The sequence below is a fragment of the Fluviispira multicolorata genome, from assembly GCF_009208585.1.
GTDB lineage: Bacteria > Bdellovibrionota_B > Oligoflexia > Silvanigrellales > Silvanigrellaceae > Silvanigrella > Silvanigrella multicolorata.
In genome coordinates this window covers 290,011-316,690 of record NZ_WFLN01000007.1, presented here as the reverse complement: position 1 = coordinate 316,690, position 26,680 = coordinate 290,011, and the positions used below count along the sequence as shown (strand labels likewise).

Sequence of the window (26,680 nt, the reverse complement as noted above, 5' to 3'; positions counted from 1 at the left end):
GCTAAATTACTAACATAACTTTTTCACGCTCACAAAGGACTATTCCTTTTTTTTTAGCTTAATATTTGAGGGATTTTGAATGCTTAAATTACAAGAAAAAATAATCAATAGATTAATCAAACACCTTTGGCTCAATTACAAAAACAAGGTGCAACAGGTTAAGAAGATTGAGAATACAATTCGAGCAGAAGGGGATCATTGGAGCGAAGACCATCTCGCTTTCCGCACTCTCCCTGGTTCGTTTTGTGGTTTACATATATTACAAGAAATTTTTGAAATACTAGGCTATTCTAAAGCAGACGAATACCATTTTAAAGATAAGAAATTAAATGCAATTTCTATGAATCCACCCAATGATAAACTACAACACAGCTCTAAAGTACCTCCTAAAATATTTATAAGCGTACTTGAACCCGAAAGTTTTTCCCAAGAATTTCAAAAATGCATTTTAAAATACACGGAAGATCTCGAAAATTCACCTGTAAATAAGCTAAAATCTGAATTTTTAGCCTTAAAATCAAAGCCTGAAAATATAGATGCCTTTGTTGAATCCTTAACCCTCTTTTTAAGCAATGGCCCTGTATGGCGCACACCGAGTTTTAAAGATTACGAGCTCCTCCGCAAAGAAAGTGAATATGCTGCTTGGACTCTCGTCTATGGCAATACTCCAAATCATTTTACGGTCAGCATTCATCTCATGAAAAAATTTAAAACACTCAAAAATTTCAATCAATTTATACAAAAAGAACTTGGAATTTCAATGAATACAGCTGGAGGAGGGATTATTAAAGGCTCAGCAGAGGTTCAATTAGAACAAAGTGCAACTCTCGCCGAAGAACTGCTTGTTCCCTTTCAAGATGGCTTTCGTAAAATACCATATGCATTTGTAGAATTTGCTTTTAGACATCCTTTGCTTGGAAAAAAGAGAGACGGTATTTGGTGCAGCTACTATCAAGGCTTTGTAACAGATAATGCAGATAAAATATTTGAATCAACCAATTTAAGAAAACAGGCTTAAGTTTGAATATCAACTGCCTCAACTTTTGGTAAAGAAATAGTTGTAAAAAAGCGAGCTATACTTTCAAACTGCTCAGGTGAATCAGTGCAAAAAACATGTTTTTCACCTTGACTGTATAATCCAGTAGAATTATTTTTATGTAAAAAATTCGAAATATAGCTAACAATTGGCAAGGATGATTCCACTAAATAAATAGGATCAGATTCATCTTTATGCCCAATTTTTAAAACCCAATCTCCATCGATTGTTTTATAAATAATAGTTTTACCAAGTCTTCTTTCAATTGAATCTGCTATTGCATGCACAAGTCTAGGGTAATGCGTACAAGCCAACATAACTATTTTAGTGTCTTCAGGAATATCCCATAAATACATATCAGCAGCAGCATCGGCCATAGGTCCAGTTGATATTCCTTCTTCAACTAAAGGAACAAATAAAGGACAAGCTCTTTCCCACACTCTATTTACATCATAAAATGAAAGCTCTTCTTTAAAGCGTTTACTTTTAATTGTAAAACGGGTTCCCAAAACGGCTACAGTTCTCGATTTATCTTTCAATATTGAGCCTACAAATTGACAAAACCCTTCCACAATTCCAATAATTGGAATTTTAAATATTTTTTGTATTTCTTTTGCTGCGACACTTGAGGCTGTCCCACATGCTACAATTAATAAATTCGCATTTCGGTTTGATAAAAATAACGCTGCCTCAGCTGCATATTTAATAATTGTTTCCGCACTTTTATTTCCATAAGGGCAGCGAGCGTTATCCCCTAAATACTGAGTATTTAAATTTGGATATCTTCTAAGTACATTTTCCCAGACAGTCAATCCGCCTTGACTAGAGTCAAAAAAAGCAATATTTGGATGATTATTATTTTTCATAAAGTAACAATTCTTTCAAATATTTTTTCAACTCGCTTAGCTGCATCTTGTCCAAATATTAGATTATCTCTTTTATGTGATGCTTCAATTATTTGTATTTCTGATAATTTATTTTTTGATATTTGCTCTAAGATATGTTCATTAAATAAAAGTACAAGGCTTGCATTCCAATTCATTGCTCGAGCCGCCTTTACATTTGAAGGAGTGTCATCAATAAAATAGATATCTTTGAAATGCAGTGTAGCATTAAACCTTTTTTGAACAAAACGTTCTGCCTCAGACTGAGCTATTTCATATATTTTTTGCTCAGGTTTTTCGCAGCCCAAATCTTGACTAAAAATACAAACATCGAAAATATCTCTAACTGGAAGTCTCTTTTCTATAACCACTTCATGCCAAGTTGTTGCATTGCTTAGCACCCCTATTCCAAAATTGAGGTCCTTTAATTTTTTTGCAAGTTCAAGCACAGAAGGCCTCAATGAGCCAACAACAAAACTATCTGCCTTCTTAATTTCGAAAGCAGAAAAATGATAATCATCTTGAAGTTTTGAAGTTTTTTTAAGAGCATGCATAAAGGATTGAGCATAATCAAACGCTCCTATTTGACCAGTACACCAATTTTGAAGCACTGAGTTTTCTCGTAACAATTTAAAAGTATTAGAATAATTAAATTTACTCCCTTCTGGCAAGAGATTTTCGTATGCTTGAAACGAAACATCCCAATCAAGATCCAAAAGAACACTTCCAATATCAAAAAAAACAAAACCAGCATATCCATTGGTTTTTAAACAATTTTTATAATTTTCTTCATTAAATTCAACAACTAATTCAATAAGATCCGATGCTGAAACCGCAGGCCACAACATGATTCCTCCTTAAGAGCATCTTAAAGTTCCCCGATAAATATATACGAAATTAATTTCACTTTAACAAAGAGAACTTTATGTCATTAGCAAAAAAACTCCAAAAAAATATGCAAAGACCTCAACAAGATAAAGTTAAATTACTAATCAGTGACGAAAGCCCTATAACTGGACGTATAGAAAAAGTAGCTCTCAGCAATGCCGGATTTCAAGTTGAGCTAACATCAGATCTTAAGAAAATGATGGATTTATTATCAAAAGAAAATTTTGATATTGCCATACTCGATTTCCATTCTTACAATGGCTTAGGTATTTATGAAATAGAGAAGGCTAAAAAAATAAGTTACAATCAAAAAATTAAATTTATTGTAACAGGTACAGAAAATTTTGAGGAAATAAAAGATAAAGTATATTCGCTCAATTCAGATTTATTTCTCCCTAAACCTATGCCAAGAACAAAAATAATTGAAGAAATAAAAAAACTTACACAAATTAATTATAGAAGAGCAGAAAGAGTTAAATACAAATTAAAAACTATTGTACGCTTTAAAAATAAAGAGACTGAAATATTCTCAATAGATATTTCCACAGAAGGCATCCATTTAGCAGATAGAGAACAAAGAATAAATCCCTATGTTGGAAATGATTTAGAAATTGAGTTTTTCTTACCACAACTAGATCGAAAAATCATTGTCAAAGGCACTGTGGTTCGTATTACTGAAGAAGGATTTGGAGTAAAATTTCAAATCATGAGCTTAAACGATAAAAAATTAATTGAAAAATTTATTTTTCAAAATAGTATGGAATTTCGCTCTTCCCATTATTATTTATAATAAATGAATCTATTATAAATATTTCACTCTTTTGCAATTATTAATATTAATTCATTTTTTACTTATCACATTACCACCCACAGGAGGCTGCTTAACTTCTGCTGACAAATTAACCGCAGTAGCCCCATTGGGTTTTGTTGATTGTTTATTTTTAGTGACTCCTGTTTTTGCTGACTGATTATTTGAAGTCAAATACATTGCGTAAAGCTCTGGTTGCAATTTTGGACTGGGAACACCATCTGGTCTTGGGTTATTTACAACATCAGTCCATGCTTCAAATAAAGTTAGAAGGAGCTTTTCAACCACTTCAAGATCTTCTATTTTATTATGCATATTTGCTTCAATTAATTTATCCATCATAAACATATATAAATTTTCAAGGTCAGCTGACAGTTGCCCACCGACTTCATGATCGAGAGTGTTTATTAATTCAGATATTATTGCTAAAGCCTTGCTTATGCTTTTTCCTTTTTCTGCAATCTTTTTTTCATTCATTTTAGTCTTTGCAAGTCTTACAAACTTAATACAACCTTCATAGAGCATTAACAATACTTTTTCAGGTTTTGCAGTTGTAACATTAGTAGCTTGATAAGCCTTAAATGCTTTTGAATTCATGCAACTCCACCCTTAAAAATATATGTCACAATGAAAAGTATTGAGCGATTTATCATCCCATACCACCTAACTTTTGCTGCAATACTTGTCCCTGTGCATTCATTCCACTTATCAGCTGCTCTACAACAGAAAATTTTCTCCGAATGCCTTCTGCCCTTTGCGTTGCAAGCCTTTCCTTAGTTGCGAGATCTCTGTCAAAGTTTTCGAGAATTCTTTTATATTCTCTGTCTTTCGAAGAGACCACACCACTTTGCTGGTTTTGCATTCCACGCACTGCATCAGACATTCTAATACCAAGACCAACCGAGTCGTCTGTTTGTATGAACAACTTAGAAACACCGATATAATCTTCGGACAATGCTTGTTTAGCTTTAGACTCATCATATTTTAATGCGCCAGTTTTCGGGTCGGTAGTAATTCCAATATCTGCTAAAGTTTGATACTTTTTATTGGGAACACTGTATTGTAAGTTTGACTGTAAGCTTCTTCTTAAAGTTCTTAAACTATTATCCTTTGATAAAACTCCTGCCTTATTTGTATCTGAATTGACTTGAAATTGTTTATCAATAAAATCATTTACTTTGTTATATGCCTCAATAAATTTTTTCACAATTTCAAGACTTTTTTCTACATCATAATCTATTTTTATATTTACTTTCGTGCCAGGTTCTGCTTTTTTTACGTCGAGCACCATTCCCGGAAACAACTCTGTTACTTTATTTGTTTCATTATAAACTTTAACATCTTCAAAAAGCATTTCTAAATTTCGTCCTGTGACTTGCTCATTAAATTCCATATAGGTCGTGTCAGGATCAATATATATTTTTGCTTCTTTCCCTGATTTTTCTGACAAAACTAAAAGACGGAAGTTATCTTCATCACTAATTTCAATTCCTTCTTTGGTATTAATCACTATTGCACGTGCACCTTGCCCCATCGAGTTAATTTGAGAGGCAACATCATTGAGTGATGATTTATCGGGGTCTATATCAACATCAAAGCTCTTTCCATCTTCAAATTCTATAGTTAGATATCCAAAACCAACAGATGTTTGATCTTTATCTGGAAAAGTTTGGGTCAAAAGTTTCTGAGTGCGTGCTAAATTACGGACTTCCAATTCATATGTGCCAATAGGTGCATTGTTATCAACTGTGCCTTCAATAATATCAGGATGAGAACTGGTTAGTTTTAATTTATTAAAGTCAGCTTTTGTGCGCAAACCATTTAAGGCTGTGCCAAGTGCGCTGATATTTGTTTTAAGCTCACCAAATACTTTTTGCTCATCCAGAACAGCTTTTCGTCTAGTTTCAAGCTGTTTAACGGGCTCACGTTCCATTTCTACAAGCTGATCGACCATTTTGGGATCGATGCCTGATCCTGTATTGATTCTCATTCCAGGCATAAAAGTATGTTCTCCCGCTTTGCATTGTGTCAAAGCGGGAGAATTATTGAGGCGTTTTTATTGCCGTATCAGACAAAAAATACCAAAACTTGTGCAAATTTTTCTCTTTATATAGTATCACTCACAAAGTGAGTTTAGATTACTAAGGAAAATCTAAAGTTTTCTGCTTAGTAAGGATGATTTTCAATTAGGATATAGAATGCAAAAACAGCCGCACGTTTTACATGTCAACACATCTCACGCATGGGGAGGTCTTGAACTCTACACAATCAATTTGCTAAAAAAAATGCACGAGACAGGGCAAAAGCCTGCAATATATTGTATTGAGGGTTCAAAAATAGCCTGCGAAGCTGAAAAACATGGAATTAAAGTATTTTATGCGTACAAACAAGCGCGTATTAGCATAAAAGATATTTTAAATATAAAGAAAATAATTAAAAAAAATAAATTTCAAATAATTCACACACACACTCGCCAAGATGTTTGGTTAGTATCACTCACTCTCATTTTCATAAAAAATGTAAAACAAATATTTAGTTTATATATGAGTGCACCTTCTAAAAAAAGTTTTATCCATCGTTTAATATATAGCAAAGTTTCTGCAATCACCTCTTCTTCCGAAATATTAAATGAAAATATCAAAGAAAATTACCCAATAAAACCTGAACAAATACATTTATTAAGATATGGTCGTGAATTAAATTCATATGTAAAAGATCCTCATAAGGCCGAAAATTTAAGAAAAGAATGGAACACTCATAAAGATGACATTGTTATTGCAACAATGTGTCGCATCGATCCCGCAAAAGGGGTGCGTGAAATTGCCGAAGCTATTTTGTTACTTAAACCAGAGATAAAAAATAAAATAAAATTATGGATAATGGGCGAACCTACTTTATTAAAAACATCAAACGATGGAAAACCCATATACGAACAAAAAGCTTACGAACTTAATAATTGGCTTAAAAATTTTATAACTTTATCTGAAGTTGAAAACCGCATCCAGTTAATTCCTTTTCAAGCAAATATTATTCCATTTCTAAATGCCATGGATATTTTTATATTAGGCACATACGAAGAAACCTACTCCCTCTCTGTTATCGATGCTATGAGCATGGGTTTACCAGTCATTGGAACACATTCAGGAGGAACTCCCGAACAGGTAAAACACAATCACCGAGGGATTCTTATTAAACCCAAAGATCCACAAGAAATTGCAAATGCCATCACGACATATCTTGAAAATCCTAAACTCATATGCGAGCATGGTGAAAATGCAAAAAAATGGGTTTATAATGAACACAGCTGGGAAAATAAGTTAACTAAATTAAATAAACTTTATGAAGATATCTGGAGTCACAAATGAAAATACCATTATCACGCGCACATATTCCTCAAAAAGCTTTTGAAAATATTAATTATGTTTTATCCTCTGGAAATTTATCAGGCGATGGTCTTTTTTGCCGTAAAGTTGAAAAAAAGTTTTGCGATATACTCTCAGTTAAACATGCTTTATTAACTTCATCATGTACACATGCACTTGAAATTTCAACGTTACTCTTAGATGCGAAAGAAGGTGATGAAGTTATTCTCCCTTCTTTTACTTTTACATCTACAGCAAATGCCATTTTAGTTGCTGGTCTCAAACCTGTTTTTTGTGAAATCGATCCTTTAACCATGAATATGGACATGGAAGACGTTGCAAGTAAAATGACTGATAAAACCAAAGCTATTATTCCTGTTCACTATGCAGGAGTAGCATGTGCCATGGATAAACTCGAAGATTTATGCCAGAGTAAAAATATTATTATAATCGAAGACGCTGCACACTCAATTGGCGCTAAATGGCGAGGAAGAAATTTAGGAACCATTGGTGATATGGCTGCATTAAGTTTTCACGAAACTAAAAATGTAATTTGCGGAGAAGGGGGTGCTCTTTTAACAAATAATGATTTCCTTGCTAACAAAGCACAAATTATTCGCGAAAAAGGCACCAATCGTTCACAATTTTTAAAAGGTCAAGTCGACAAGTATACATGGATAGAGAAAGGTTCAAGTTATATTTTAGCCGAACCGTTAGCTGCTATTCTTGATGCCGAAATTGATATTATGAATGAATTAAATAAAAAAAGAGAAGTCATTTATAAATTCTATATGAAAGAATTAAAAGAACTTGCAGATAAAGAAATAATAAATTTGCCATATATCCCAAATGACTGTGAAAGTAATTATCATTTATTTCATTTAATTGCCCGCAATGAAAATCTCAGAAACTCACTCATTTCTCATCTTCGCAGTAAAAATATTGGAGCAACTTTTCATTATATCCCCTTGCATAGCGCACCAGCTGGACTCAAGCTCGGCAATAAATTAACAGATCTTCCACTCACTGAAGAATACTCCCAAAGACTTTTAAGACTTCCTCTCTATCCAGATTTAAATGAAAATGAAATGCAATATATTATTGAAGAAATTTATAATTGGAGTAAATTTTTATAAGATAATTTTTTCTAAGCTTTCCTCTATGCAAGAATTTTCAACGTGATAAAGTTATAATTATATATTCAATATAATTGTTGTAAATTTTTGCCTTGGAGTCTTTTATGTCTAAGTATACAAATAAAGAAAGTAACAAAAACATTCATATTATCAATCATCCTTTACTCACGCATTTACTTTCAACTCTTAGAAAAAAAGAAACAAACTCAAGTGAATTTCGCAGAGTTCTTTCTGAAATGAGTCGTCTTATGGCTTATGAATGTTCGCGAGACTTAACTCTTAAAACATTTCCAATTGAGACACCCCTTGAAAAAACAGATAGCTCATTTATCTGCGAGGATGTCACAATTGTCTCCGTTATGCGCGCAGGCATGGGAATGCTTGATGGATTTATGCAAATGTTCCCACTTTCCAAAGTAGGTCATATTGGGATTTATCGTGATAAATTTTTAAATAATACTGTTGAATATTACTTTAGACTTCCTGATGATATCGAAGGAAATAAAGTATTTCTTCTCGATCCCCTGCTTGCCACAGGAGCAACGGTAGTAGCGGCAATTGAAAGACTTAAGCAGTATGGAGTAAAAGAAGTTCGCTTTAATTGTCTGCTTGCATCGCCAGAGGGAATTGAAATTCTTCAAAATGTTCACCCAGATGTGCAGATTTACTGCTTGTCCATAGAAAGAACTATGAATGAGAAAGGCTATTTGCTGCCCGGATTAGGGGATGCTGGTGATCGCATCTATGGAACAATTTAATTTCAAATTTAGGGATTGATATTTGGATATGACACATAAAATAAAGATTATTGCCATTTCTGGTGGGAGTGGTTCAGGTAAAACAACAGCAGCCCATTATTTACAACAGATTCTTGGAAATGAAAACTGTAAAATACTGAGCCAAGATAGTTATTATATCGATCAAAGCTTGAATTTTAAAGGTGATGGAACAGTAAATTTTGATCATCCAAATGCAATTGATTTTCCATTAATGGCTGAAAACTTGTCAGATCTTATTAAAAATAAAACAATTCAAATTCCAATTTATGATTTTATTACCCATACTCGAAAAAATGAAAATATTTTATTTCATCCACCAAAGATCCTCATTGTTGATGGAATCCTTATACTCTCTCAAGAAATACTACGACCTTTTTTTACTGCTTCTTTATTTATTGATATAGCTGAAGAAACTCGTTTCAAGCGCCGTCTCAAACGAGATGTTGAAGAACGTGGCCGGCAGCCCGAGGGAGTCAAAAAGCAATTTTATTCTTTGGTAAAGCCAATGCATGATGCTTTTGTGCAACCTTCTAAAGAATATGCAACATTTGTTGCAACGGACGATTCTTCACTAAAAGATGCACTTGAAAAAATAAAAAATCTTGTCATTTAATTTTTCAAATGAGTATATTTCGTATTCAAGTTAAGGTATGTCATTATTCGAGTCTTTTTTTCTTGATTTGGAGGCACTATGTTTTCTAGCTCATTTCGGTTTCTTAAAAACAAAAAATTGCAGAATATTTCTACGTTTACTTTAGTCTCACTTGCACTTATTGGTTGCCAATCACAGAGTGCAAAAAAAGCATTAAGCAACAATGATATCCTTGGATCTTTCGACTCAAAGAATCTTAAAATTGCCGAACTGACACCAGCAGAACGCAACGAACTTTTTAATGCGCAAAAAAAATTGTATGAAACAGCTCAAACAATTATACAAAAACATTATTTAGATGATTGGTTTACAAAGTATCAATCACAAAATAAATTTGCCACATTAGAAGAAGCTAAAAATGATTTTTTTGCGAAAAACACTAAAATTAATACTGAAGAAGTAAAAAATTTTATTGCACAAAATTCAGCAAATCCACAAATGCAACAGATACCAGAAACTGAAAGAGAAGGACTCGTCAAACGTTATCTTTCCCAAGTTGAACAAGCCAAAGCAGAACAAAGTATTTTGCAAAAAGCTGAAGATGAAGGAAAAATTAAAGTCATAGCTATTGATAAACCAAATAGACCTGTAGTTAAATTTGCAGATATTGGTTATAAATATGACTCAACTTTAAAAGATCCAAAAATAACTATTGTTGAATTTGCAGATTATCAATGCCCATATTGTGTTCAAGCGAGTGGAACAATTCAGCAAGTTCTCGACACCTATAAAGGAAAAGTACAATACGTATTCAGAGACTTCCCGCTCACGCAAATTCACCCACAGGCTATGCCTGCAGCAATTGTGGCAAAATGTGCTGACAAGCAAGGACAGTATTGGCCAATGCATAAATTGCTTTTCTCACGCTCGCCCATGGCACCACTTACAGCCGATCTCTACACAAAGTATGCAGAACAGCTTAAACTCAATATGCCCGAGTTTAATTCCTGTATGGCTGATGATAAAAAAGAAATTACAAAATCTATTATGGCCGATCTCGATGATGCTAATTTATTAGGTATTAATGCGACTCCATCCATTTATATCAATGGTGAAAAGTATGAAAGTAATTTAAGCTTTGATAGTTTAAAGAAAGAAATTGACACTCGTCTTGCTTCAAAATAAAATGAAAAATCAACGAGACAATAATAAATCTTTCGTTAAATTATAAATTTAATTTAGTTAAACTTATAATTTTATTTGAAATATTTTCAAGAGGCTCAATAAAATCAACCGCTTGTAATTTTATTGCCTCGTGAGGCATACCAAAAACAACACACGTTTCTTCATTTTGTGCGATAGTTTTTGCTCCGCATTCTTTTAATTGTTTTAAACCTCGCGCGCCATCTTTGCCCATACCAGTTAAAATAACTCCCACAATTTTTTTTAAATTTTGTTCTGCAATTGAATTAAACAAGACATCAACCGAAGGTCTGTGTCCATTTACCAAACCTGCATCAGATATTTGAATTTGTAATTTATAAGAGGTTTTCTTTAGCGTCATATGATAATTACCTGGTGCTATATAAACTTTATTTGCACATAAAATTTCATTATTTTCTGCTTCAACAACATCAAATGGACATATATTATTTAACCGTTCGGCAAGCGCTTTAGAGTAAATTCTTGGAATATGTTGCACTATTAAAATTGGAGGAATTTGTGAAGGGAGTTGTTCTAAAATAAGTTTTAAAGCTTCAGTTCCTCCAGTAGAAGAACCAATAGCAATTAAATAGTTTTCATCTAAAATCTTATTCTCATTATAATTATAAGCCCTACTATTATGAATAGAAATTTTTGCATTTTTAGCTTGAATTATTTTTTCAATTAATGCTTTACCTTCTTCAAAAATAGACTGCATTTCAGGTTTTTGGAAAAAATCAATGGCTCCTAATTCAAGGGCTTCCATGACTAAAGAACCTTCTTCTAAATTGAGAGCACTCACTACAATTGTCGGAATTTTATAGCGTGGAATAATTAATTTTAAAACATCGATACCATTTAAATAAGGCATATTAATATCTAATGTAATGACATCCGGTTTTAATAATTGGATATATTTATCGATTTGCCTTGGATCTTCAAGCTCTCCGACAACTTTGATTTCACTGCTGCTTGATAATATTTTTTTCAATTGCATACGTATTGTTTGAGAATCGTCAACAATAAGAACTTTAATAGGCTCCCTCATTCTTAGGTTTGTCGTTTTTATTGGCTCAAGTTTAAAATTATTGTTTTCCAAAATTGAATTTGAATGACTCTTAATAATTGTATCTATTTTGAAACATATTTCTTCACTAGATTCAACTATATTTTTTAAATCTGGTTTTTCCACGTAATCAGAAGCACCTAGATCTAAAGCTTCCTTAGCTATATCCGTTCCATCTCTTTCTATTGAACTGACAATTAATACCGGAGGATGTTTACCTTTTGTAAATGAAGTGCGCAAATAATCAATACCAGTTTCTTCTGGCATATGAATATCTAAAGTTACTATATCAATAGAAAGGGTCTTTAATTTCTCTCTTGCATCTTTTGCACTCACTGCAGTTGCAACAACTTCAAAACCTTTATCAGCGCTTAATATTTTTTTCATTAAAACAAGAATTGTTGGAGAGTCATCTACGCATAAAACTCGAATAAGAGATTTTTTTGTTCCAATAATTTTCTGAGCAATTTGTTTTTCATTTTCAAGATAAAAGCTCTGACAATAAATAGAGTTTGATAAAAGTTTTACAGGTAAGTCAAGACCAACGATGGACTCACTGATACCAAGAACTAATATTCCATGCGGTTCAAGTCTTAACAATAAATTTTTAATAATCTCTTTAATTTGATCAGAATGGAAGTATATTAAAACATTTCTACAAAAAATAATATCAAACTTCTCAGACAAAAACCTATTTCCTAATTTCAACAAATTTGCTTCTTCAAATAAAACAGAATCTTTAATATGTTTTTTAGGTTTTACATAATCACGAATTTCACCTTTTCCTCTCAACCAATTTCCATGAATATATGACATGGGTACATGGGAGATATCACGATAAATATAGACACCATTTTGAGCATACTTAATTGATTCATGATCAATATCTGTGCCAATTATTTTAAAATCAAAATCATTTAACTTTCTTTCTAGTTTAAGTCTATGAAAAAACATAGACAAAGAATAAGCCTCTTGACCTTGACTACTAGCTGAACTCCAAATTCGAATTGTTTTATCTTTCTTTGCAATTAATATATTTTTTAATAATTTTTTCTCAATATCTTCAAAATGAAAATACTCACGAAAGAAAAAGCTATGATGGGTTGTTAACATTGAAATTATAGCTTTTTTTTCTTCTAATAAATTATCTTCAAGATATGCTGAGTATTCTGAAGGAGATTTTATGCCCAAGCTCAAAAATCTTTTACTCAAACGAGATTCAACCATGGAAATATTTTTTTCAGAAATTTGATTTCCCGTTTCATCTTGTACAATTTTACTAACTATTTTTATGAGCTGTTGCCATTCTTCATTCATTAAAGTTCTTCAAACCTTTCATCATTATAAGCAGGAACCTCGTCTTTCTTACTAGTTTTATTTTCTCCCACATTAATTTTATTTGTGCTTTTTTGATTTTTATAATCTAATTTATTTTTTTCATAATTTTTATTTTTTAATGCACTCGTATTATTAAATTCTTTTTTTGTATGGCCTGAATATTTATTAGAATCATTATCTTTAAATTTCTTAACTGTAAATTTAATCTTGTAGCCATGGACAAGTTGAAGTAAACTCATAGTCATAGCTTCTAATTCATGACTTTCTTTATACAACTCAGAAGAAGTTTCCGCTGATTTTTGCGCTATATTTGAATTTTGATGAGTTAAATTATCAAGTTCATTCATAGCATTATTTATTTCTGATATACCTCGTGCCTGTTCTCGCGATGAATTGGATATTTCATAGATGAGAGTATTAACTTCTTCAGAGTTTACATATATTTTCTCAAAAATCTCCATACATTCTTGACTGATATATTCACCTCTCTGAATCGCTTCTTGCGAAGTTACCATGATTCTTTCAACATTTTCTTTTGTTTCATCAATAATTTTTTTAACTTTCCCAACACTATTATCAAGCATCTCAGAAATTTCTTTTGAAGAACTACCACTCATTTGAGCTAAATTTCCTACTTCTTCAGCCACAATAGAAAAACCTCTACCATGTTCACCGGCACGAGCTGCTTCAACTGAAGCATTAAAAGAAAGTATTTTAGTTTGAAAAACAATTTCATCGATTATTTTTGTCTTATTCTCAATCTCTGCTATTACTTTAACAATTTCAGAAATCCTTTTATTTCCTTCAATAACTTCTTTTAAAACATTTATATTACTTGCTTTTATATTTGAAATTGAATGTACCATAGTTTCAATTGCTTTTTTTCCAGCATTTATTTTATTTCTATTTTCATCTGATTTTCTTTTAGAAGTTTCGGCAATTTCAGAAGCTTTATTCATCATTGAGCTAATTTCATTTACGGCTGAGGCTGTTTCTTGTAATGAACTTGTTTGCTGCAATGAAGCAGCAGATAATTCTTGGCTATCCTGATTTAACTCGCCCGAAGTTTTATTAAGCCGCTTATTTCCTTCTGCCAGTTTGTTTGCTAAAATCATAATAACATTTGAAAGTCCTGAACTAAAATATAAACTTGCACTAATCGATATTATTAAAATAGCTAAAAGAATAACAAAAAATAAAATTTGCGTCCGGCCAATAGTAACTAAGGCTTCATCTCTATCAATTCGAACTAGTAATTTCCAAGATATTTTATCAACAATTTTATTACCTACAACCAGCTTATGGGCCGTAAATTGAGGGGTATTCCTGCGCAGATTTCTTGATTCAACAACACCCTCTATACCTTTAGTCAAATTTATTGCTGCAATCTGTCCACCTTTAACAAGATTATATTTATTTAATATTTTATCATCATGAATAACATTGCTTTTATAATCATTTGTAGAAGGGTTAAAATCAAGAATTATATTTCCTTCATTATCAAGTAGGTTAAGTTCAAGACTTTTGAGTCCACTTTTTGCAAAACTTTCATAAATACGGGTCACCGTATTTTCAAGCCAAACAAAATTTGCATGGTTACTTATTATTGCAATTGGCTCACCTTTAGAATTATAAATAAATGTTGAAAAAATTGTCGTAAATTTTTTCTCATTATAAACTTTTTCTACCAATTCATCAAAATCAGCATCCTGAAAATTTACATTGGTAAAATCTTTTTTTGGATCTTCAAGAAATTTTTTTTCTAACGTTTCTTTAAACCAAGTTGCTTTTGAAAAATTCATTCCATATAAAATTTCACTATTAATTTTTTTTCCGCTTGGATCCTTATCATTTACAAATAAAAGTTTTCCATTAAGATCGCATATAAGAATTAAATCATATATTCCATATATGGCCGAAAACTGATTCAACGTATTTACACTTTCTCTAGAATAACCAAGAATATTTTTAAAAAAGTGTGCAAATGTTTTAGCATTACCATAGCGCTCAAAAAATTGATCTTGAATTGAATTTGAAAGATCTTCTGATGCTAAAAACAATTTTCCTTTAATCATATCTTCTTGTTGTGAAACATTGACAAGTGTTAATATAATAGTTGTTAGTGCTGTTACAAGGATCCCACAAATGCTTAAAATCATAATTTTACTACGTAAAGATAATTTTTCTAACATAGTCGGTGCCTCACGATCCTGATTTCTCAATGTGTATAAGATCTTCAATACTTAGTGATTTTGCTAAATTTATTAAAACTATAATTTGATTTTTGAACTCAATAAGTCCATCAATATAATCATTTTTTATTGAAGATTGCATATTTGGCTTTGGTAGTATTTTTTCTTTTTCAATATTAATTACATTGTCGACAGAGTCAACAAGAGCACCCATTGTTATATTTTCTAAATCACAGACAATGACTGAGTTTTCCTCTGTACCTTTACTCACAATATTTAATTTTTTTCGCATATCGATCACACTAATAATTTTTCCTCTGAGATTCATAATGCCGCAAAAATAATTTGGCGTATATGGAATTTGAGTAAAATCAGGTATGCCGATCACTTCTTTAACTTGTAAAAGAGGTATGCTAAAATGTTCATTGCCAAGACTAAAACATAGATAACGATTTTCTGTAGAAACCATCATTTGATGCTTTTTTATATATTCTTCACTCATATAATTTGCCTACTATTAATTTTTTGAAGATTTTTTTGAAATGATTGGCTTGCAACTAATTCAGCAATTTCTAATATTGGAACAACTTTACCATCTCCAAGAATAACACTTCCAACAATTCCTGATTCGCAGCGCAATTCCTCTCCTAAATTTTTTGTCACTACTGATTGAATAGAAATTATTTTATCGACTAAAGCACCAATCTTTTTACCTTTAGCTTGAACAATAAAAATAACTTTATCTTTAAGTTTTTCATCGTTCTTGTTTTGAATATTTAAACCTTGGGATAAATCAACAACTGAAATTTCTTCATTTCTCAAGCTAATGACATTATCAATGCCTGTTAAATATGTTAAGTTACTTTTACTTAAACTCAAGCACTCGACAACTTGATGAACAGGGATGATAAATTTTTCTTTAGAAATTTCAATTATAAAAGCATCCATTATACCAACAGAGAGCGGAATTTTTATTCTAAACTCAGTTCCCATATCAACTTGTGAGAAAATATCTATTTTACCATTGAGCATTTCAATATTGGTTTTTACCACATCCATTCCAACTCCTCTCCCTGAAATTTCTGTTGTTTCAGTTTTCGTTGAAAATCCAGGGATAAAAATAAGTTCAAAACACTGCATGTCAGTTAGAGTTTCAGTGCCACTTATGACACCCTTTTTCACAGCACTTTCATAAATTAATTTTGGGTTCATGCCTTTACCATCATCTGCAATTGTTAAAATTAAATTACCTGACTCATGACTTGCTTTAACGGTAATATTACCTTCCCGCATTTTATCTTTTTCAATACGTTCCTCGCTCTCCTCTATTCCATGATCTATTGCATTGCGAACTATATGCATAAGAGGATCCATGAGTTCATCTAAAATAAATTTATCCATTTCTGTATTTTCACCAATAAAAGTTATATTTACTTCTTTATTCAACATTGCTGAAGTGTCTCGTCCCGTCCGCAAAAGTTTTTGAAACACTGGCTTTATAGGAACAAGTCTAAGACTCACAACAATTTCTTGCACTTCTTTAGTCGCTTTAATCAACAAGCGAAAATAATTCTTCATAGATTGATAGTTAACTAAACTCATTTGTTCTTCAATCATACTTTCAATAATGACAATTTCTCCAATGTAGTTTTGTAATATTTCTATTTTATTTAAAGAAACACGAATAATCTCATCATTTAAAAACTTTTTATTATGGAAATTTTTTTGCTTAATACTTTCTTCTAACTTGTTTTCTTCTAACTTGTTTTCTTCTAATTTATTTATATCTGAACTATTCTTTACTTTATCTGACTTATCATAGTCAATCAGAACAATGATATCTCCCTCTTTTAGGTCTGGTTTTTGATCTTCATTTATAAGAGGAGGAGTTTCTCCACTAACCTGATTTATCTCATCAATAATTTGTTTATAATTCGTCTTATAATTTGGATTTATTTTAAGTTGTTCAATAATAATTTTAAGTCTATCATTTGTACCAAGAAGCACATTGGTAATTTTTTGAGTTATTGCAAACTCTTTGTTTTTTAATCTTAATAGGAATGACTCAAGATGATGAAGAATTTCTGCTATTTCAGTATAACCAACCGCTTTTGAACTTCCTTTCAAATTGTGTGCTAAACGAAAACAACGTGCCAAAAGATCATTTGACGCATTTTCACTAAATTGCAAGTAAGCTTCTTCAGCTTCTTCCAAATTAGCATCTGCTTCACGTAAAAAAATCATCCGCAGTTCTAATTCAAACTCTTCATCCATAAAAGAACAACCTCGATAAAATTTAAGGAGATCGATACCCACATTTATTATCGAAGATTGCATTTAAAAACTGAATGAGAAGTCAATGGAGAGTAAGGAAATTTTTATTTATTAAAATTTATTATATAGGAATTTTATGCATGTCAAATTTTCTATTTTGCAATGGCAGCAATACCTACAAGGCCCTTTAAATCATCATCTGATATTGAAATTCCTGCCCCTAAGAATGGAAAGGGTTTATCACTAATAACAAGCCCATCAACTCCACCCGTTACGAAAAAATTTGGGGTTATAAAATAATTTACAAATGCCTTTAAATTTATAACTCCCCTTGCTCCATATAAAGTGTCTGATGGAATTGGCACTCCATTAAATTGAGAAATTTCAACCGTACCAACAAGTTTATCATTAAATGCATAGAAGTCTGTTGCTAAACCGGCTGAACTTGAAAATAATCCAAGACGCAAAGACATAAATCCAAAACGCTGCGAAACCTGTAAATTATAACGTAATTTATCGACATCTTCTGGTTTATTTTCTTGAGTTGTTGTTACAGTTGAACCATTTGATGTTGTGGTAGTAGTAGCTGTACTCACTGTTACTTTACGTGCATAAGCAGCATTTGTAACACCTAATAAATAATATCTGTCTGGACGTGTCGAAAAAAGAAGATTTAATTCGTTTGTATACTTATCACCCGTAACTGCATTTGCAAGACGAGCTTCTGCTCGATCTTGTACAGTCAACTTCAATTGAGAAATGGGTCTAACGGCATCTTGAATGCTTTTTAAAGTTGCTTTTACTTCGTCTGCAGTTTCTTCTTTAGCAATCAATTGTCCTAATGTTCCCTCACCATTTTCAACCTTTGCTGCCATACGTTTTATTGATGCTGATGCGGCTTCAATGCTGGTTATTATACTTTCAATCTTTTCACGATTTTCTGGGGTAGATATTTGTCTTAGCTCTGTCGTAAATGTTTTAACATCTGCAATAATCTGATCGATTTTCGAATCATTTCTTTCGATTAATTTTGAAAGTCTCACAGAGGTATCACGCAGTCCTTGAATAGCATCTTTTAAATTCTCTTTTTGTGATCCTGTCACTTCACGCAAATCATTTGTCATTCCTTCAATATTCGCAACTATATTTTTTATTGAAGTTTCACCCTCAGATGTTCCTAAAACATTTGCTAAAGACCCACTTATTTTCTTTATATCTCTTGCAATGGCATTGAGATTTGTCATAAGTGTTTCCATGTCATTTGATTCAGGATTACGTTGAAGTTGCTCCCCCGATTTCATCTCTCCAGAGCCTTTTAAATTACGAACAACTTCAATATAAACATCACCTAATATTCCTCGAGATTTTATTTCAATATAAGATCCGCTGGGAATTTTTACATTAGAATCAACATCAAAATTTACGCGAGCTCCATCAGGCAAAATTTCTACAGAAGTAACTTCTCCCACACGCACACCCGAGGCTCTTATTTGAGTTCTTTCTGCAACACCGCCAACGTTATTTAAAATAGTATGAAAATGTTGTTTTTTACTTGCAAAAGGGTTTCCACCAAGAACAAATGCAGTGGTCGTCAAAACCGAAGCCCCAACAATCGCAAACAGTCCTACTTTTAATTCCGAAGTCATTGACATTTAAACACGATCCTTAACTCTGATTTTGACACGCCATTATAATTTTAATTTATACTATAGGAACTGCCAATGGACCATTTCTGCCGCCAGTTAGAAATTGCTTAACTAGTTCATCTTTACTTGAGCAAAATGCTTCTGGAGTTCCTTCAAAATACACTTTTCCCTCATGCAGAAAAAAGATATATTCGGCAATATTCATTACCGATGTGATATCATGACTTATCACAACAGATGTCATACCCTCTAATTTTTGCTGCGTATTTAATATTAAATTATCAATAAGATCTGCTACCAAAGGATCCATACTTGTGGTGGGCTCATCATAAAGTAACAGTTTTGGTTTCAAAGCAAGCGCTCGTGCCAATCCAACTCTTTTTCTTTCTCCAATTGACAATTCAGGCGGAAATTTTTCCTCAATAGATGGCAAACCAACGATACTGAGTAAATTTTTCACTTCCTCTTTCATTTTACTTAAAGACATTTTTGTATGATTTTGAATAGGAAATGAAATATTATCAAATACATTTAAACTATCAAAGAGTGCACCATCCTGAAATAATGTACCAATTTGCTGACGTATTTTTTCCCAAGCTCTTTCGTCAGCATTGTGCATTGGAACTCCATTGATCCAAACCTCTCCCTCGTCAGGTTTTAATATCCCAATAATATGCTTTAAAGTAACAGATTTGCCTTCACCACTTCTCCCAATTATAAATGATAATTTTTTATTAGGAACGTTTAAGTCTAGTCCTCTAAGAACTTTATTTTTACCAAATGTTTTTCTTAAATTAATTAAAGAAACTAAACCTTTTTCAGACATATAAACCTTATTATATTTGAAATAAAGTAATGATAAAATCACCTACTAAAATTGAAAGTAAACCAACAACAACAGCTCGAGTTGTTGCTTCACCTACTCCTTTAGCTCCTCCCTTTGCATTAAATCCTTTATAACAAGCAATTGTTGCAAAAATAAAACCAAAAAATGTTGCTTTTACAAGCCCTTTAACGACATCACTCCACCAAACTATCCATTGCAGTTGCTGAAAAAAGACCATTGTATCCACACGATAATAAAAAATTGCTACAATATAACAACCAACGACACCTACAAATAAAAATATCCCAGCTAAAATTGGCATCATAATTACACTTGCAATTACCCTTGGTACAACTAAATAACTCACTGGATTTACACCCATTGCTTCAATTGCATCAATTTGTTCATTAACTCTCATTGTTGCTATTTCAGCTGCCATTGCAGCACCCGCACGTCCAATAACAATAAAACCGCACATGACAGGACCAAGCTCAAGCGCTAACGATTTTCCAGTTGCTGCTCCCATCAACCCTTCAGCACTAAATAAACGGAAAATGACTCCCAATTGCAAACCAAGCACCGCACCAACAAAAAAAGCTGCAATAAAAATAATGAGTGAACTTTTATTACCTACAAATTCAAGCTGCTTAAAAATAAGTCCAATTCTAAATGGTGGCGAAATTGTCCAGCGCAACACTTCTCTTAAAAAAAGAATAAAACGCCCCAAGCCTCCTAAAGTAGAAAGCACAATATTTCCTAAAAACTCTATTAATAGAAAAATCTTTTTCATATAAAAAATTATCTCGCTTCAGTTCTAATAATATCTCCTAAAGAAGATAAATCAGAGAGTCTTAATTCTTGCTCGGTATCTAAACCTGCTGAAATGGGAATTTCAATAACAAGATCTGCATAATTTATAAGTTGATTGTAAATATTTTGCTGAGTCATTATATAACTTGATAAATAATTAGAAAGTAATTTTTCTGATTCAATTAAAAATTCATTTTTACTAATAAAATCTTGAAAAGCAATTTCATCTTTTAAATGTGCTGGAAAAGCTCTATTAATGAGAGCTAATGATGGATTTATTCCCATACTTTTTAAGATACGCCCAAGCTCTTTTGTTACAAAAACGGCATCATCTCGAATAGAACAGACTAAAATAATTTGAGTAGAAGAATGTTGCAACCATTTTTGTGAGTATTTTAAACGAACAATTGCAGTTAAAAATACATCATCAAGCATAGTCAAAAATTCCCCGAAATTAATTAAAAAACTTCTTCCTCCCACAAGGGCAAGACCATCTAAAACTTTACGAGCACCTGTTTTCAATGCACGTGCAAAAAAACTTTGTTTTTCTTGAGCACCACCTACAAACCATTTTAACCACTCAACCAACTTACCATCTAAAAATGCCATAATTTTTTCGGGTTTCGAAATAAAATCTATTGCATGAATTCCAGGTGCTGTGTCTATTACTAATTCTTCTACATCTGGATATTGCTCAACCCATTCTGCAATGCGAATAGCCGCCAAAGTATCTGAAGCCGATGCCATTTTTTCCGCTAATGCGCTAAAATAAGGATTTTCAAATAATTTTTCTTGCTTATCTGTAGGTAAACCTTTTTCTTCAACCCAGCGAGATAAACTTTCTCCAATTTGCAAAACAGCAGCACGCAGTTCACCCACACCTTTGTTTGCTAAAGGAATAAGTACACCTCGCTCAGATAAATTGTTTACCCCTAAAGCTGATTGCAATCTTTTAGCAGGGTCAATGCTTAAGAGACCCACTTTTTTTCCCGAATTTGCTAAAGAAAGTGCGAAGGAAGCTGACAACGTCGTTTTTCCGACTCCACCTGCACCCAAAAAGACATGGAGCTTTGGAAAAGAAGAGACCATCATTAACCTCAAAAAAATTTCAATTCATTCAAGTTAAAGTTGCAAAATACTTTGCAAGTGATTCAATAACAGTGAATGGGGTGTTAACTTTATGCATGAGTCCAATATCTGGAAGTGGCAAAATTGGAATAGGTGAATCTTTATTTTCGCCAATTGTAGACCAATCATACAGTTTTTTTTCAAAAATATTTCGCTTTGTGAGAGCAAATAAAATCAATTTCAATTCTTGTTTTGAATAATTATCTTTAAATTTTTCTTCTAAGTTTAAAAACCAATCTTCATTTTTAATATTATCAATATTTGCATAAAAAGAAGAATTAATGGATTGATTTAAAAATATTGCAAGTGGAGGGCGATTTAATTGTTTCGTTATTCTTGGAATAGATTCATAACATTCTTCGATAGGAAGTTCTTCAGGTAAAGTAACAACAATGACACCCGTTTTTTGTGAATCTGCTAGCAATTTAGAAACACGTTCACACTCTGCAGCCAAAGGACCTGTAATCCCAAAATTTGCAATTGCTGGTGCAATGCCAAATAAAGAAACAGCATGTCCAGTGGCAGGTGCATCAACAATCACTCGATCGTAACTGTAGCCCCTTTCAACTTGAGCCAATTCAACTAACCAAAATAAACGCCCTAAAAAAAACAGCTCCTGAACTCCAGGTGCTGCATGAATTAATTTTTGAACATGTTTATTTTCAATAATGACGGAATAAAGGAGTCTCATTTTAAGATGATCAACAAAGTACTCTCTTATCGCCTCAGCGGCAGAATAATTCATGACCTTAAAACCACTAGGGAGAGCTGTTTCTTTATGAGTGCACTGTGGAGAAGAAAATATAGGAGAAACAGAATCTTTTAATGCCCATTGCACAACAAGAACAGACTCACCTTGCCCAGCATAATAAGAGGCAAGTGACGTGGCAACTGTTGTTCTACCAACTCCGCCTTTACCAACAACAAATAAAAGCTTTTGTGATATTTGATTGAAGAATTGCATTTTAAGACTTTGGTGCGTCTTTGTGCTCAACGTCAACAACTTGTGCTATATTATGAGTCTGTGTAGGTGTTACAGAAGCTTTTAATTGTTTGTCATCTGGCTGCGCACCGTTGTTCAAACCTTTTTTAAAGTTTGCAATTCCTTCACCCAATGATTTACCCACACTTGCAAGGCGACTTCCACCAAATAACACAACTACAATTCCAAAAATAAGAGCTAATTCACCAAAGCTAAAGGAGTGCATATCACCCTCCAAAAAAAGACTAAAAAGCAACACATCCAAAGGAAATTATGGAACTTTCATAAAAATAGAAAGAACCGTAGGACACAAATAACCTTAGCATAAAGATAAGTCAAATATCAATTCACAGGCATTGATGCCGCATTTTTTGCTTCGCTTGGCATAGCCATCACAATGGCTTCTGCAATGTCCATGACTTCAAGATTTTTTGTTTCTTCCAAATTTTGAAAAGCACTCTTAAAATTAATCATACAAAATGAGCAACCTGTAACGAGTGTTTGTGCCCCCGATTTTGCGACGTGTTTTAAACGGTTTTCTACAATTTTACCGCCACCCTCGCTTTCATACCACATATTACCACCACCCATACCACAACAGCTTGAGGTTTCACGACTCAATTCCATTTCAGAAAGACGTAACCCTGCAACAGCTTCAAGTATTTGTCTTGGAGCATCGTATTCGCCATTGTGGCGTCCTAAAAAACAAGGATCATGAAATGTAACAGTCTTGTTAACTTCAACCGGTAACTTTAATTTTTGTGATTTATATAATTCAGTGAGGAGTTGCGAATGATGATACACTTCATATTTACCACCATATTCTTGGTAATCATTTTTTAGAGTATTAAAGCAATGAGGACAATGCGTCACTATCTTTTTAAATTTCAATTTATTTAATTGTTCTACATTGCTATTTGCAATTTCAGAAAAAGAGTATTCATCACCCAAACGTTTTACAGGTTCTCCATTACATTTCTCTGCTTTACCCATCACCGCAAAATTAACGCCACAATATTTTAATATATTTACAACTGCACGTGCAACTTTTTGATTGCCAAGATCATATGATCCTGCACAACCAACATAATATAAATACTCTACCTCTGGTGTGTCACCAGTGATAATAGGAAGATCAAGTCCCTCAGCCCATTTAAATCGCTCCGCATGTGGCAACCCCCAAGGGTTACTATATTGCTTGATATTCTCAATAGCTTTTCCTGCAGCAGTAGGCACTTCTCCTAAGGACAAAGTTTGATAACGTCTTAATTGCATAATTGTTCGCAACTGATCTATTCCCACAGGGCATTCATTCACGCAACCACCACAATTTGTACAAGACCAAATTTCATTGTGAGTGATTGTTCCATTTTCATAAAGATAGTATTTTTCTTCTTCACCTTCTTTGGGGAAAAGAGCCTCAACTGTCATGCTATTTTTTAATTTTAAAATGACTTCACGTGGATCAAGTGGTTTTCCAACCGCATTGGCAGGACAAATATCTGTACAACGTCTACATTCTGTACAACTGTCAAAACTTAAAAGATCTTTCCAAGTAAAATCTTTTAAATCACGTGCCCCAAAATATTCAGCCTCTGCATTTTCAAAATCCATTTTTGCCAATAAAACAGCTGGTGCTAAACGTTGAGTGTATAGATTTAAAGATGCTGTAACGATATGCATTGCGCGTGTATAAGGAACAACTGCTATAAATGCCATAGTTGTTACCATATGAAAATACCAAAGGCCAGTATACAAAGCATTTGCATTTTCTGGTGATATTTCTTTAGGAAATAAAAAACTAATTAAGTTTCCAACAAATGCCCAACTTTCATCAGGAGCATTTTCTTGAAATGCCAAGCGGAAGCCTTGCAATAAAAAACCCTGAACAACTAATAAAAATAAAAAAGAGTAAAGTAACGTATAACCTAAACTATGCTTAAATTCTAATTTTTTATCACTTCTTCTGATTATTCCCATTAAAAGTCCAGCTGCAAGAGCAACTCCTGCTATTTGGCAAGAAACTTTAATAAAGGCATAAAACCAACCATAATAAATATCAAGAATGTGATAATCTTTTAAGGCAACTATAGTCGTTGCAAAAAATAATGTTAAAAATCCGTAAAAAATGAATCCGTGCATTAATGCGGCATAAACTGATTTAGGTTTTGGATCCCTTTGCCTTCTTACACGAAGAACTTTTGCTTGTGCGACAACATTTCGAAATAATAAAATGAAGCGATCAAGGGGACGGTCAAATGAGACTTCAGGTTTACCCATCCGCCAGAGTTTAATATGTTTCCAAACTCCATATGCAAAAACAACACCTGCTATTAAAAGCCATAGATATGTTGTCATATGTAATATTTCGTTTAATCCTCCCGAAGGAGACCAATAAATCTGTCGAGTGAGTTGTTGAGCATCCATGCAAAAAAACCTTCTATAAACAGGGAAAAATAATTCTTATATGAATTATTTATTTACCACAAGCAAAGTCATATTATCTACCCAAATTTTATTTTGGGATTTAAAAATTCATTGTCCACGCATCAAATGTTTTTGAACATATTTTATTACACCCGCTTTTAAACTTTTAAACTCATGCTGTATACCTAAGGATCGCAATGTCGAAAGATCGGCACAGGTGTAATTCTGATACTGTCTTATGATATTATCAGGCATTGGAATATATTCAATAGATTCAGGTATGGAAAGCGAGGAAAAAACTTCCTGTGCAAGATTGTTCCAACTCTCAGCAACTCCTCTACCAATATTTAAAAATAAGCCATTCTCCGAAATTAAATATGAAGATTTATTTTCAATACGAGCTAAAGAAATACGAATAAGTTCCATTGTAATATCAACTAAGTCATCAATATAAACAAAATCTCTCAATTGCTCTCCATGTGCATATTCAGAAGTATTGCTTTCAAATAATTTTATTTTGCCTGTCCTTACAGCTTGATTGTAACCATGATAGACCATGCTCGCCTGCCCGCCTTTATGGGACTCAAATTGGCCAAAAACGTTAAAATAACGAAGTCCAAACCAAGTTGGAGGAGTTTCTTTTTGCTTTAATACCCATAAATCAAAATCAAGCTTAGATTTTCCATATAAATTTAAAGAAACATATTTATTACAATCTTCTTTTTTATCTGAAAATCCAAATCTTCCATCTCCATAAGTTGCAGCACTCGAGGCATAAATAAACGGAATATTATTACGAGCACAATATTCCCACAAAGCTTGTGAGTAGCCTAGATTCAATTTTTGAAAAATTTCTGGATTTGTTTCTGTTGTAGATGAACACGCTCCATTGTGAATAACTAAGTCGGGTTTTTTTTCTAATGATTCTAAATGAGCAATAAGTTTTTCATAATCTACATATTGATAACGCACTGAACCTAGAAATCGACGTGCATTTATTCTATTTATAGAGTCAGGTAAGTCTGTTGCTATAACAGAACAACCTCTCTCCTGCTGGTTTTCTTCAAAATTTGAAAAACGTGATGGACGCCCATTTGCAAACCCTAGTTCCTCAGGAGCTGCAGTCAAAATCTTTTCCACAATATTTGTTCCAATAAATCCGTGTGCACCTGTAACAACAAAAAGTGGCATATTTACTCCATTAAGGGTAAAGAGTAGAAGTATATGAGCTAAAAACTCGCTCATTGAAAAAGCAGTTTTGCTTTTTCCTCTGTTAGGGGGTTTACCATAACTTGAGAGCTTT

Annotated in this window: 23 protein-coding genes; 7 read left to right on the top strand and 16 right to left on the bottom strand. The window is 32.7% G+C overall.

The window, feature by feature from the left end; genetic code table 11:
* The first annotated feature begins 79 nt into the window (after nucleotides 1–79).
* A complete protein-coding gene (locus GCL57_RS10420) occupies nucleotides 80–1,018 on the top strand; it encodes a DUF1338 domain-containing protein (protein ID WP_152213283.1) in 939 nt (312 codons plus the stop codon).
* Here the strand turns inward: GCL57_RS10420 and murI are convergent.
* Nucleotides 1,015–1,902 (bottom strand): glutamate racemase, encoded by an 888-nt coding sequence (gene murI, locus GCL57_RS10415; RefSeq protein ID WP_152213282.1) that lies wholly within the window; start codon nucleotides 1,900–1,902, stop codon nucleotides 1,015–1,017. The two genes, GCL57_RS10420 and murI, sit on opposite strands and share 4 nt — an antisense overlap.
* Nucleotides 1,899–2,768 carry an HAD family hydrolase gene (locus GCL57_RS10410; protein ID WP_152213281.1) on the bottom strand — a complete coding sequence of 290 codons (870 nt, stop codon included), beginning with the start codon at nucleotides 2,766–2,768 and terminating at the stop codon, nucleotides 1,899–1,901. The genes murI and GCL57_RS10410 overlap by 4 nt, the downstream gene beginning before the upstream one ends.
* A gap of 77 nt (nucleotides 2,769–2,845) precedes the next feature.
* Between GCL57_RS10410 and GCL57_RS10405 the strand changes: the two genes are divergently transcribed.
* Nucleotides 2,846–3,598 carry a PilZ domain-containing protein gene (locus GCL57_RS10405; protein WP_152213280.1) on the top strand — a complete coding sequence of 251 codons (753 nt, stop codon included), beginning with the start codon at nucleotides 2,846–2,848 and terminating at the stop codon, nucleotides 3,596–3,598.
* Nucleotides 3,599–3,649: 51 nt separating this feature from the next.
* On the opposite strand, the gene fliS is transcribed toward GCL57_RS10405, so the two are convergent.
* On the bottom strand, nucleotides 3,650–4,213 hold the full coding sequence (gene fliS, locus GCL57_RS10400; RefSeq protein ID WP_152213279.1) for a flagellar export chaperone FliS: 564 nt from the start codon (nucleotides 4,211–4,213) through the stop codon (nucleotides 3,650–3,652).
* A 52-nt stretch (nucleotides 4,214–4,265) separates the two neighbouring features.
* A complete protein-coding gene (gene fliD, locus GCL57_RS10395) occupies nucleotides 4,266–5,615 on the bottom strand; it encodes a flagellar filament capping protein FliD (RefSeq protein ID WP_152213278.1) in 1,350 nt (449 codons plus the stop codon).
* Nucleotides 5,616–5,814: 199 nt separating this feature from the next.
* Here fliD and GCL57_RS10390 point away from each other — a divergent pair, with 199 nt between their 5' ends.
* From GCL57_RS10390 to GCL57_RS10370, 5 genes are all read left to right on the top strand, one after another.
* Nucleotides 5,815–6,981 (top strand): glycosyltransferase family 4 protein, encoded by a 1,167-nt coding sequence (locus GCL57_RS10390; protein ID WP_152213277.1) that lies wholly within the window; start codon nucleotides 5,815–5,817, stop codon nucleotides 6,979–6,981.
* Nucleotides 6,978–8,114 (top strand): dTDP-4-amino-4,6-dideoxygalactose transaminase, encoded by a 1,137-nt coding sequence (rffA, locus tag GCL57_RS10385; protein ID WP_152213276.1) that lies wholly within the window; start codon nucleotides 6,978–6,980, stop codon nucleotides 8,112–8,114. The genes GCL57_RS10390 and rffA overlap by 4 nt, the downstream gene beginning before the upstream one ends.
* Nucleotides 8,115–8,218: 104 nt before the next feature.
* Nucleotides 8,219–8,872 carry a uracil phosphoribosyltransferase gene (upp, locus tag GCL57_RS10380; RefSeq protein WP_152213275.1) on the top strand — a complete coding sequence of 218 codons (654 nt, stop codon included), beginning with the start codon at nucleotides 8,219–8,221 and terminating at the stop codon, nucleotides 8,870–8,872.
* A 28-nt stretch (nucleotides 8,873–8,900) separates the two neighbouring features.
* Nucleotides 8,901–9,506 carry a uridine kinase gene (gene udk, locus GCL57_RS10375; protein ID WP_152213274.1) on the top strand — a complete coding sequence of 202 codons (606 nt, stop codon included), beginning with the start codon at nucleotides 8,901–8,903 and terminating at the stop codon, nucleotides 9,504–9,506.
* Nucleotides 9,507–9,584: 78 nt separating this feature from the next.
* A complete protein-coding gene (locus tag GCL57_RS10370; RefSeq protein ID WP_152213273.1) occupies nucleotides 9,585–10,670 on the top strand; it encodes a DsbA family protein in 1,086 nt (361 codons plus the stop codon).
* Nucleotides 10,671–10,710: 40 nt separating this feature from the next.
* Here GCL57_RS10370 and cheB read toward each other — a convergent pair whose 3' ends face one another.
* The 12 genes from cheB to GCL57_RS10310 form a co-directional block, all read right to left on the bottom strand.
* Nucleotides 10,711–13,071: a chemotaxis-specific protein-glutamate methyltransferase CheB gene (gene cheB, locus GCL57_RS10365; RefSeq protein ID WP_152213272.1), complete on the bottom strand. Its 2,361-nt coding sequence runs from the start codon at nucleotides 13,069–13,071 to the stop codon at nucleotides 10,711–10,713.
* Nucleotides 13,071–15,284, bottom strand: coding sequence for a methyl-accepting chemotaxis protein (locus GCL57_RS10360; RefSeq protein ID WP_152213271.1), 2,214 nt, complete (start codon nucleotides 15,282–15,284; stop codon nucleotides 13,071–13,073). The genes cheB and GCL57_RS10360 overlap by 1 nt, the downstream gene beginning before the upstream one ends.
* Nucleotides 15,285–15,294: 10 nt before the next feature.
* The gene (locus tag GCL57_RS10355; protein ID WP_152213270.1) at nucleotides 15,295–15,786 is read right to left on the bottom strand and encodes a chemotaxis protein CheW; all 492 of its coding nucleotides are present in this window, start codon (nucleotides 15,784–15,786) and stop codon (nucleotides 15,295–15,297) included.
* Nucleotides 15,783–17,558 carry a chemotaxis protein CheA gene (locus tag GCL57_RS10350; protein ID WP_161597704.1) on the bottom strand — a complete coding sequence of 592 codons (1,776 nt, stop codon included), beginning with the start codon at nucleotides 17,556–17,558 and terminating at the stop codon, nucleotides 15,783–15,785. The genes GCL57_RS10355 and GCL57_RS10350 overlap by 4 nt, the downstream gene beginning before the upstream one ends.
* Before the next feature lie 152 nt (nucleotides 17,559–17,710).
* Nucleotides 17,711–19,210, bottom strand: a complete 1,500-nt coding sequence (locus GCL57_RS10345) for an MlaD family protein (protein WP_152213268.1) — start codon at nucleotides 19,208–19,210, stop codon at nucleotides 17,711–17,713.
* A 49-nt stretch (nucleotides 19,211–19,259) separates the two neighbouring features.
* The gene (locus GCL57_RS10340) at nucleotides 19,260–20,030 is read right to left on the bottom strand and encodes an ABC transporter ATP-binding protein (protein WP_152213267.1); all 771 of its coding nucleotides are present in this window, start codon (nucleotides 20,028–20,030) and stop codon (nucleotides 19,260–19,262) included.
* A gap of 10 nt (nucleotides 20,031–20,040) precedes the next feature.
* Entirely contained in the window at nucleotides 20,041–20,820 is a 780-nt protein-coding gene (locus GCL57_RS10335; RefSeq protein WP_152213266.1) for an MlaE family ABC transporter permease, read from the bottom strand.
* An 8-nt stretch (nucleotides 20,821–20,828) separates the two neighbouring features.
* On the bottom strand, nucleotides 20,829–21,929 hold the full coding sequence (locus GCL57_RS10330; protein WP_161597703.1) for an ArsA family ATPase: 1,101 nt from the start codon (nucleotides 21,927–21,929) through the stop codon (nucleotides 20,829–20,831).
* A gap of 28 nt (nucleotides 21,930–21,957) precedes the next feature.
* Nucleotides 21,958–22,932: an ArsA family ATPase gene (locus tag GCL57_RS10325; protein WP_152213264.1), complete on the bottom strand. Its 975-nt coding sequence runs from the start codon at nucleotides 22,930–22,932 to the stop codon at nucleotides 21,958–21,960.
* Nucleotide 22,933: 1 nt separating this feature from the next.
* On the bottom strand, nucleotides 22,934–23,176 hold the full coding sequence (locus tag GCL57_RS10320; protein ID WP_152213263.1) for a Sec-independent protein translocase subunit TatA/TatB: 243 nt from the start codon (nucleotides 23,174–23,176) through the stop codon (nucleotides 22,934–22,936).
* Between the two features lie 116 nt (nucleotides 23,177–23,292).
* Nucleotides 23,293–25,377 (bottom strand): heterodisulfide reductase-related iron-sulfur binding cluster, encoded by a 2,085-nt coding sequence (locus GCL57_RS10315; protein ID WP_152213262.1) that lies wholly within the window; start codon nucleotides 25,375–25,377, stop codon nucleotides 23,293–23,295.
* 108 nt (nucleotides 25,378–25,485) lie between these two features.
* Nucleotides 25,486–26,568: an NAD-dependent epimerase/dehydratase family protein gene (locus tag GCL57_RS10310; RefSeq protein WP_161597702.1), complete on the bottom strand. Its 1,083-nt coding sequence runs from the start codon at nucleotides 26,566–26,568 to the stop codon at nucleotides 25,486–25,488.
* Nucleotides 26,569–26,680 lie beyond the last annotated feature (112 nt).

Excerpts from the sequence above, each read along its gene's own strand:
- GCL57_RS10420 (WP_152213283.1), top strand. The coding sequence starts at position 80 with ATGCTTAAATTACAAGAAAAAATAATCAATAGATTAATCAAACACCTT.
- murI (WP_152213282.1), bottom strand. The coding sequence starts at position 1,902 with ATGAAAAATAATAATCATCCAAATATTGCTTTTTTTGACTCTAGTCAA.
- GCL57_RS10410 (WP_152213281.1), bottom strand. The coding sequence starts at position 2,768 with ATGTTGTGGCCTGCGGTTTCAGCATCGGATCTTATTGAATTAGTTGTT.
- GCL57_RS10405 (WP_152213280.1), top strand. The coding sequence starts at position 2,846 with ATGTCATTAGCAAAAAAACTCCAAAAAAATATGCAAAGACCTCAACAA.
- fliS (WP_152213279.1), bottom strand. The coding sequence starts at position 4,213 with ATGAATTCAAAAGCATTTAAGGCTTATCAAGCTACTAATGTTACAACT.
- fliD (WP_152213278.1), bottom strand. The coding sequence starts at position 5,615 with ATGCCTGGAATGAGAATCAATACAGGATCAGGCATCGATCCCAAAATG.
- GCL57_RS10390 (WP_152213277.1), top strand. The coding sequence starts at position 5,815 with ATGCAAAAACAGCCGCACGTTTTACATGTCAACACATCTCACGCATGG.
- rffA (WP_152213276.1), top strand. The coding sequence starts at position 6,978 with ATGAAAATACCATTATCACGCGCACATATTCCTCAAAAAGCTTTTGAA.
- upp (WP_152213275.1), top strand. The coding sequence starts at position 8,219 with ATGTCTAAGTATACAAATAAAGAAAGTAACAAAAACATTCATATTATC.
- udk (WP_152213274.1), top strand. The coding sequence starts at position 8,901 with ATGACACATAAAATAAAGATTATTGCCATTTCTGGTGGGAGTGGTTCA.
- GCL57_RS10370 (WP_152213273.1), top strand. The coding sequence starts at position 9,585 with ATGTTTTCTAGCTCATTTCGGTTTCTTAAAAACAAAAAATTGCAGAAT.
- cheB (WP_152213272.1), bottom strand. The coding sequence starts at position 13,071 with ATGAATGAAGAATGGCAACAGCTCATAAAAATAGTTAGTAAAATTGTA.
- GCL57_RS10360 (WP_152213271.1), bottom strand. The coding sequence starts at position 15,284 with ATGTTAGAAAAATTATCTTTACGTAGTAAAATTATGATTTTAAGCATT.
- GCL57_RS10355 (WP_152213270.1), bottom strand. The coding sequence starts at position 15,786 with ATGAGTGAAGAATATATAAAAAAGCATCAAATGATGGTTTCTACAGAA.
- GCL57_RS10350 (WP_161597704.1), bottom strand. The coding sequence starts at position 17,558 with ATGGATGAAGAGTTTGAATTAGAACTGCGGATGATTTTTTTACGTGAA.
- GCL57_RS10345 (WP_152213268.1), bottom strand. The coding sequence starts at position 19,210 with ATGTCAATGACTTCGGAATTAAAAGTAGGACTGTTTGCGATTGTTGGG.
- GCL57_RS10340 (WP_152213267.1), bottom strand. The coding sequence starts at position 20,030 with ATGTCTGAAAAAGGTTTAGTTTCTTTAATTAATTTAAGAAAAACATTT.
- GCL57_RS10335 (WP_152213266.1), bottom strand. The coding sequence starts at position 20,820 with ATGAAAAAGATTTTTCTATTAATAGAGTTTTTAGGAAATATTGTGCTT.
- GCL57_RS10330 (WP_161597703.1), bottom strand. The coding sequence starts at position 21,929 with ATGGTCTCTTCTTTTCCAAAGCTCCATGTCTTTTTGGGTGCAGGTGGA.
- GCL57_RS10325 (WP_152213264.1), bottom strand. The coding sequence starts at position 22,932 with ATGCAATTCTTCAATCAAATATCACAAAAGCTTTTATTTGTTGTTGGT.
- GCL57_RS10320 (WP_152213263.1), bottom strand. The coding sequence starts at position 23,176 with ATGCACTCCTTTAGCTTTGGTGAATTAGCTCTTATTTTTGGAATTGTA.
- GCL57_RS10315 (WP_152213262.1), bottom strand. The coding sequence starts at position 25,377 with ATGGATGCTCAACAACTCACTCGACAGATTTATTGGTCTCCTTCGGGA.
- GCL57_RS10310 (WP_161597702.1), bottom strand. The coding sequence starts at position 26,568 with ATGCCACTTTTTGTTGTTACAGGTGCACACGGATTTATTGGAACAAAT.